Below are 484 nucleotides of genomic sequence, written 5' to 3' on the forward strand. Positions count from 1 at the left end.
CCGACGGATGACCGTGCCGTATTGACGGGAATCGTGTTCGTACTGCGCTCTGGCATTGCATGGAACTTGCTGCCACAAGAAATGGGTTGCGGCTCCGGAACAGCATGCTGGCGGCGACTGGTCCAATGGCAACAAGCCGGTGTATGGCAGCGCATTCACGAAGTGCTATTGGCTGAATTACGCCAGCGTGGGCAACTCGATCTTGAGCGCGCCATCGTCGACAGCTCTTCGGTACGTGCCATGTTTGCTGGAAAAAAACGGGACCTAGTCCCGTCGATCGGCGTAAGCTCGGCAGTAAGCACCACCTCATCACCGAACAAAAGGGCATCCCGCTTGCGGTGATCTTGACCGGTGCCAACTCCCACGACGTGACTCAGTTGCTGCCGCTGGTCAAAGCCATACCCGCGATCGCAGGCAAACGAGGAAGACCTCTGCGAAAGCCAAAAATCTTGCAAGGAGATCGCGGTTATGATTCTGAGCCTAT

Annotated in this window: 1 pseudogene; it reads left to right on the forward strand. The window is 56.4% G+C overall.

Annotated features, from left to right (window positions below):
• A pseudogene (locus ACO0LL_RS30345) lies at nucleotides 1-484 on the forward strand (IS5 family transposase); the annotation flags it as partial.

It is taken from the genome of Undibacterium sp. TC4M20W (assembly GCF_049340245.1).
Taxonomy (GTDB): domain Bacteria; phylum Pseudomonadota; class Gammaproteobacteria; order Burkholderiales; family Burkholderiaceae_D; genus Undibacterium.